This is a genomic window from Micromonospora sp. BL1, from assembly GCF_003667485.1.
GTDB lineage: Bacteria > Actinomycetota > Actinomycetes > Mycobacteriales > Micromonosporaceae > Micromonospora > Micromonospora tulbaghiae.
In genome coordinates this window covers 1-5,539 of sequence record NZ_RCVK01000092.1, presented here as the reverse complement: position 1 = coordinate 5,539, position 5,539 = coordinate 1, and the positions used below count along the sequence as shown (strand labels likewise).

Sequence of the window (5,539 nt, the reverse complement as noted above, 5' to 3'; positions counted from 1 at the left end):
GCCGGGGGTGGGCCGGGGATGGAGTACGTACGCAGGCGGTTCCGCGCCGCGGTGGACGCGCTGGAGCACCTCGTCGGCGGGCTCGGCACCGCCGTGCTGGCGCTCGGCGCGCTGCTCGGTCTGGTCGTCGTGGCCGCGGCCTGCGTCGGTGGGGTCGGGCTGCTGCTCGTACCCGGGATGCTGCGGGCGGTGCGGTCGGTGGCCGACCGCGAGCGTGCCCGGCTGTCCCGGTGGGGGTCGCCGATCCCGTCGCCCGGCCCGGCGCCGGAGGCCCTGCGCCCGGCCCTGCGCGATCCGGTCGTGCGGCGGGAACTGCGCTGGATCGCCGCCCACGGAACACTCGGCTTCGGTGCCGGGCTGATCGCGCTCGCGCTGCCGATCTACGCCGTGCAGGACATGACGTTCCCGCTGTGGTACCGGCTGGTGCCACCGGACGCGGGCGCGCCCGGGATCGGGTGGTGGCGCATCGACGGGCTCGGCGACGCGCTCGCGGTCGGCGTCCTCGGAGTCGGGTGGCTGGTCCTCGCGGTCGCGTCCGGCCCGGCGCTGGCGCGGCTCCAGGCCGGGCCGGGCCGCCGGCTGCTGCCCCCGCCGCCCGGTGTCGACCTGTCGCTGCGGGTCGCCGAACTCACCGCCACCCGGGCCGCCGCGCTCGACGCCCACGCGGTCGAGCTGCGCCGGATCGAACGCTCGCTGCACGACGGCACGCAGAACCGGCTGGTCGCGGTGAACGTGCTGCTCGGCGCCGCGCGGCGGGCGGTACGCCGCGATCCGGCCCGCGCCGACGAGATCCTGGAACGCGCGCAGGACGCGGCCGAGCAGGCGCTCGGCGAGCTGCGTACGGTGGTGCGCGGCATCCTGCCGCCGGTGCTCGGCGACCGGGGCCTGGCCGGGGCACTCGACGGACTCGCCGCGGCGTGCGCGGTGCCGTGCCGCCTGTCGGTGGACGTCGACGTGCGCTGCGCGGCGTCGGTCGAGGCCACCGCGTACTTCGTGGTGGCCGAGGCACTGACGAACGTGGTCCGGCACAGCGGCGCGAGCGCGGTGGAGGTCGCGGTGCGCCGGGAGGGGGATCGGCTGCTCGTGACCGTCACCGACGACGGGCGCGGGGACGCCGACGAGACGCGCGGCTCCGGGCTGACCGGCATCCGCCGCCGGGTCGGGGCCTACGACGGGCGGATGACGCTGACGAGTCCACCGGGAGGACCGACGAGGATGCACGTGGAGCTGCCATGCGGATCGTGATCGCCGAGGACGACGCGCTGCTGCGCGAAGGGCTGGCGCTGCTGCTGCGCGCCGAGGACCTGGACGTGGTCGCCACCGCCGGCACACCGGGGGAGTTCCTGACCGCTGTGGACGACCACCGGCCGGACGTGGCGATCGTCGACGTGCGGATGCCGCCCACGCACACCGACGAGGGCATCGTCGCCGCGGTCGAGGCCCGCCGCCGCCGGCCGGGCCTCGCGGTGCTGGTCCTGTCCGCGTACGTCGAGCAGGCGTTCGCCACCGAGCTGTTCTCGGTCGGCGCGTCGGGGCTCGGCTACCTGCTCAAGGAGCGGGTGGGCCGGGTCGAGGAGTTCCTCGCCGCGCTGCACCGCGTCGCGGCCGGCGGCAGCGTGATCGACCCCGAGGTGGTCGGGCAGCTGCTCGCCCGCCACCGGCGGCCGGACACCGCGCTGGCCGAGCTGTCGCCGCGCGAGCACGAGGTGCTGGCGCTGATGGCCGAAGGGCTGGGCAACAGCGCGATCGCGGAACGGATGTTCGTCACCGAGGGCGCGGTGCACAAGCACATCCGCAACATCTTCGCGAAGCTGGGCCTGCCGCCGGACGACCGCGCCGACCGCCGGGTCACCGCCGTGCTGCGCTATCTCGACGGCCGGCGGTAGGCCCACGCGCGCAGGCGCGCCGCCCCGCGGGGAGGCGGCGCGCCTGCGGTGTCGACCCGGATCAGCGGCGGGTGCCGCACAGGGCGGCGTCGACGGTGCTGCTGACCGCATCCAACATCTCCAGGCCGGTCGGCAGCGCGGTCACCGCGACCACGGCGCTGCGCCCGTCCGTGGTGGACAGGTTGCGCGTCTCGAAGCCCTGGATGTCGCCGCCGTGCCCCCAGGCGTGACCGCCGCAGGGCAGCTCGTGCCGGGCGATGCCCAGGCCGTACTCCCAGACGCCGGTGGGCTCGAAATCGGGCGCCGGCACGGTACGCGTCATGGCCGCCTGCTGGGCCGGCTCGAGCAGCCTGCCCGCCAGCAGCGCCTCGAAGAACGTCCGCAGGTCCGACGGGGTCGAGACGAGCTGGCCGGCGGCCCAGCCCAGCGACGGGTCCATCCGGGTCACGTCGACCCACGGCGCGCCCGGCTCCACCGCCACGTATCCGCGCGGCAGCCGGCCGGGCAGGTCCTGCTCGCCGGTCTGCGGCCAGTACGTGTCGCGCAGCCGCAGCGGCTCGATGATCCGCCGGGTGATCTCCTCGCCGACCGGGCGCTGGGTGACCCGCTCGACGATCAGCCCGGCCAGGACGAAGTTGGTGTTGCTGTACTCCCACTTCTCGCCCGGCGGGAAGTGCCGCGACTGGGTGAGCGCCTCGTCCACCAGCCGGCGCGGGTCGAAGTAGTCGCTGCGCCGGTCCACCAGGTCCTGCGCCTCGCTGAACACCACGTCGTCGTAGTCGGGCAGGCCGCTGGTCTGCTGCAGCAACTGGCGCACGGTGATCCGCCGCCCGTCGTTGCCGTTGCCGCGCACCATGCCGGGCAGGTAGCGCTCGACGGTGGCGTCCAGGTCGATGCGGCCCTCGCCGACGAGCTGGAGGACGACCACGGCGGTGAACGTCTTGGTGTTGCTGCCCACGCGCACCCGGGCGTCGCGGGGGATCGCGGCGCCGGTGCGCAGGTCACCGACCCCGGCGGTGTAGTCGCGCACCCGGGCGTCGCGGCGTACGGAGGCCAGCGCCCCGGGGAAGCCGTGCTCGGCGACCAGGCCGTCCAGTCGCTGCTGGACGGCGTCGCCGGCGGGACGCCGGGCGTCGGTGGTCGTGGCGGACGCGGCGGGCACACCCAGCGCGGCGACGGTCAGCAGGGCCGTGGCGCCGACGGCGACCGGGAAGGTACGGCGGATCATGGGAACTCCTCGACGGAGGTGAACGGGTACGGCCTCAAGCCTCGGAGAATCGGGCGCCACGCTCCATACCGCCTGCTGCCCGAAGCGGGGTAGCGCTGGCACTACTTGATGGCACCGGTGCCGCCGGTTAGGCTCCGCGCAGCGTCGCGTGCCGGTGGCAGACCGTGTCAGGCATGGAGGCGCCGGATCGAAGGGAGCACGACGATGACACTCGTCGTCCCTTCGCCCTCGCCACATGGCTGAGGGCGGACAGACCAGGCTGGTGGCCTGGAGCCGCGAGATGCGCGCCGTCCACGAGCGGCTGCGCGAGGCGCTGGAGCTGACCCGGCGGGCGCTCGCCGACGGTGAGCCGGCCCGCCCGGCGACGCGTGACCTGCTGTTGTACTGCCACGGGTTCTGCGCGGCGCTGACCGCGCATCACGAGGGCGAGGACCGCAGCCTCTTCCCGGCGATCGCGGCGCGGCATCCCGAGCTGCGCGCCACGCTGGACCGGCTGCGGCAGGACCACTCGATGATCGGGTACCTGCTGACCGGGCTGGGCGCGGCCGTGGCCCGCGACGCCCCGCCCGGCGAACTGGCCCGGCACCTGGAGGGCGTGGCGGCGATCATGGAGTCGCACTTCCGGTACGAGGAACGGCAGCTTCTGACGGTGCTGGAGACGCTCCCGCTGGACGACGACCCGGGCGACGTGTTCGGGCCGCTGTGACAGCCGTCGCGGCCCGGCGGGATGCGCACCGCCGGGCCGCGACCGGGCCGGGGTCAGTTCAGGCCGCAGGTGGCGAGCGCGTCCAGGTCGGGCCGCTGCGCGCCGACCCGGTTGAACGCGATCTCGATGCGGTCGAGCGCCGCGACGCGCTTGCTGCGCAGCGGGCCGAGGATCGCGTTGTCGACGAACGCCGGCCCGCCCTCGGGGCGTACCGCGAGCCGGGCGAGGCGGGCGTCGGCCTCGGCGATCTGCTTGTCCAGCGTGGCCAGTTCGGCCTGCACCTGGGCGGCGGCCGCCGCCGGGACGGCGGGCAGGTCGACCCGGGGGCAGTCGACGGTCCGGGCCGCGCCGCCCGCGTTGCCGTCCGGCCCGCCGGCGTTGCCGTTGCCGCCCTGACCGTTGCCGTTCCGGCCGGCCCCGTTCTGGCCGGCTCCGTTCCGGCCGTCGCCGCCCTGGGTGGCGCCGCCGTTGACGGCGCTCGGCACGCCCGGGGCGTTGAGCGAGCAGGCGGCGAGCGCGTCCAGGTCCGGGCGCTGCGCGCCGATCCGGTTGAAGGCGATCTCGATCCGGTCGAGCACGGCGATCCGCTTGTTGCGCAGCGGGCCGAGGATCGCGTTGTCGACGAAGTTCGGGCCGCCCTCGGGGCGTACCGCCTGCCGGGCCAGCCGCTCGTTCTGCCGGGCGATCTCCTGGTCCAGGTTGGCCAGTTCCCGTTCCACCTGGGCCGCGGCCGCCGCGGGTACGGCGGGCAGCTTGTCGCGTACGGTCGGGCAGTTCACGGTCTGCGTGGCGGCGGTGGTGGCCGGGCGGCCGTTCTCGCCCGCCGAAGCCAGTTGCAGCCCACCGGCGAACAACAGCGCCGCGAGGGCGCCCACCCCGCCGAGTTTCAGGACCGCGGTCTTGCGCGTACCCCTGGCCATGCACCTCTCCTCTGGTTGACCGGGAGACCGGCGCGGCGGCTGCCGCCCCGTCTCCGCGGTGCGAAGTGACGACTGGAGGAATCTGCTCGTGCCCGCTCCGGCATCGCGGTTCCGGCCGATGTTCCGGTCGGCAGTGGATACGGGCGGCGCGTCGGCATCGTTCAGTGCGCACCGAGGTTTGACCGCATCGACGCCCATCGTTAGGCTGCGCTGAAAGCGCTTACTGCGCGGGAGACGTGAGCGTTCGGCATGGCACTGGCGTCCGGGTATCAAGGCCCACCCCCGACACCGACCGGGCATCGGTGCCGGCGTGGGCACGGCACCACCACCCGCAGGAGACCAGCATGATCAACCGACACCGCCGTACGGTGTTGTGGACGTCCGCCGTGGCGACGGCCGCGCTCGCCGCGTCCGGCCTGGCCGTCGGCGCGACCGCCGCCCAGGCGGCCGCCGGCTGCCGCGTCGACTACGCCGTCACCGCGCAGTGGGGCGGCGGCTTCACCGCCAACGTCAACCTGACGAACCTCGGCGACCCGCTCACCGGCTGGGCCGTCACCTGGACCTTCGGCGCCGGGCAGACCGTCACCCAGTCCTGGGGCGCCGAGATCACCGCCAGCGGCGCCTCGGTGCGGGCCGCCAACGTCAGCTACAACGGCAGCCTGGGCACCAACGCCAGCACGTCGTTCGGCTTCAACGGCACCTGGAACAACAGCAGCAACCCGGTACCCTCCGCGTTCGCGGTCAACGGCGTCACCTGCACCGGCGGCGTCACCCCCACCACCGGCACGCCGCCCACCAG

At 74.9% G+C, this 5,539-nt stretch carries 6 protein-coding genes; 4 read left to right on the top strand and 2 right to left on the bottom strand.

Annotated features, from left to right (window positions below):
- Positions 1-18: 18 nt before the first annotated feature.
- On the top strand, positions 19-1,245 hold the full coding sequence (locus tag EAD96_RS00840; RefSeq protein ID WP_121682919.1) for a sensor histidine kinase: 1,227 nt from the start codon (positions 19-21) through the stop codon (positions 1,243-1,245).
- The gene (locus EAD96_RS00835) at positions 1,233-1,886 is read left to right on the top strand and encodes a response regulator transcription factor (protein WP_121682918.1); all 654 of its coding nucleotides are present in this window, start codon (positions 1,233-1,235) and stop codon (positions 1,884-1,886) included. Before EAD96_RS00840 ends, EAD96_RS00835 begins: the two co-directional genes overlap by 13 nt.
- A 61-nt stretch (positions 1,887-1,947) precedes the next feature.
- On the opposite strand, the gene EAD96_RS00830 is transcribed toward EAD96_RS00835, so the two are convergent.
- A complete protein-coding gene (locus EAD96_RS00830; RefSeq protein WP_121682917.1) occupies positions 1,948-3,114 on the bottom strand; it encodes a serine hydrolase in 1,167 nt (388 codons plus the stop codon).
- 235 nt (positions 3,115-3,349) lie between these two features.
- Here EAD96_RS00830 and EAD96_RS00825 point away from each other — a divergent pair, with 235 nt between their 5' ends.
- Positions 3,350-3,820, top strand: coding sequence for a hemerythrin domain-containing protein (locus tag EAD96_RS00825; RefSeq protein WP_121682916.1), 471 nt, complete (start codon positions 3,350-3,352; stop codon positions 3,818-3,820).
- Between the two features lie 53 nt (positions 3,821-3,873).
- On the opposite strand, the gene EAD96_RS00820 is transcribed toward EAD96_RS00825, so the two are convergent.
- Positions 3,874-4,740: a hypothetical protein gene (locus EAD96_RS00820; RefSeq protein WP_121682915.1), complete on the bottom strand. Its 867-nt coding sequence runs from the start codon at positions 4,738-4,740 to the stop codon at positions 3,874-3,876.
- A gap of 344 nt (positions 4,741-5,084) precedes the next feature.
- Between EAD96_RS00820 and EAD96_RS00815 the strand changes: the two genes are divergently transcribed.
- Positions 5,085-5,539, top strand: a 455-nt coding sequence (locus EAD96_RS00815) for a cellulose binding domain-containing protein (protein ID WP_199733030.1), incomplete at its 3' end; no start/stop codon positions are given.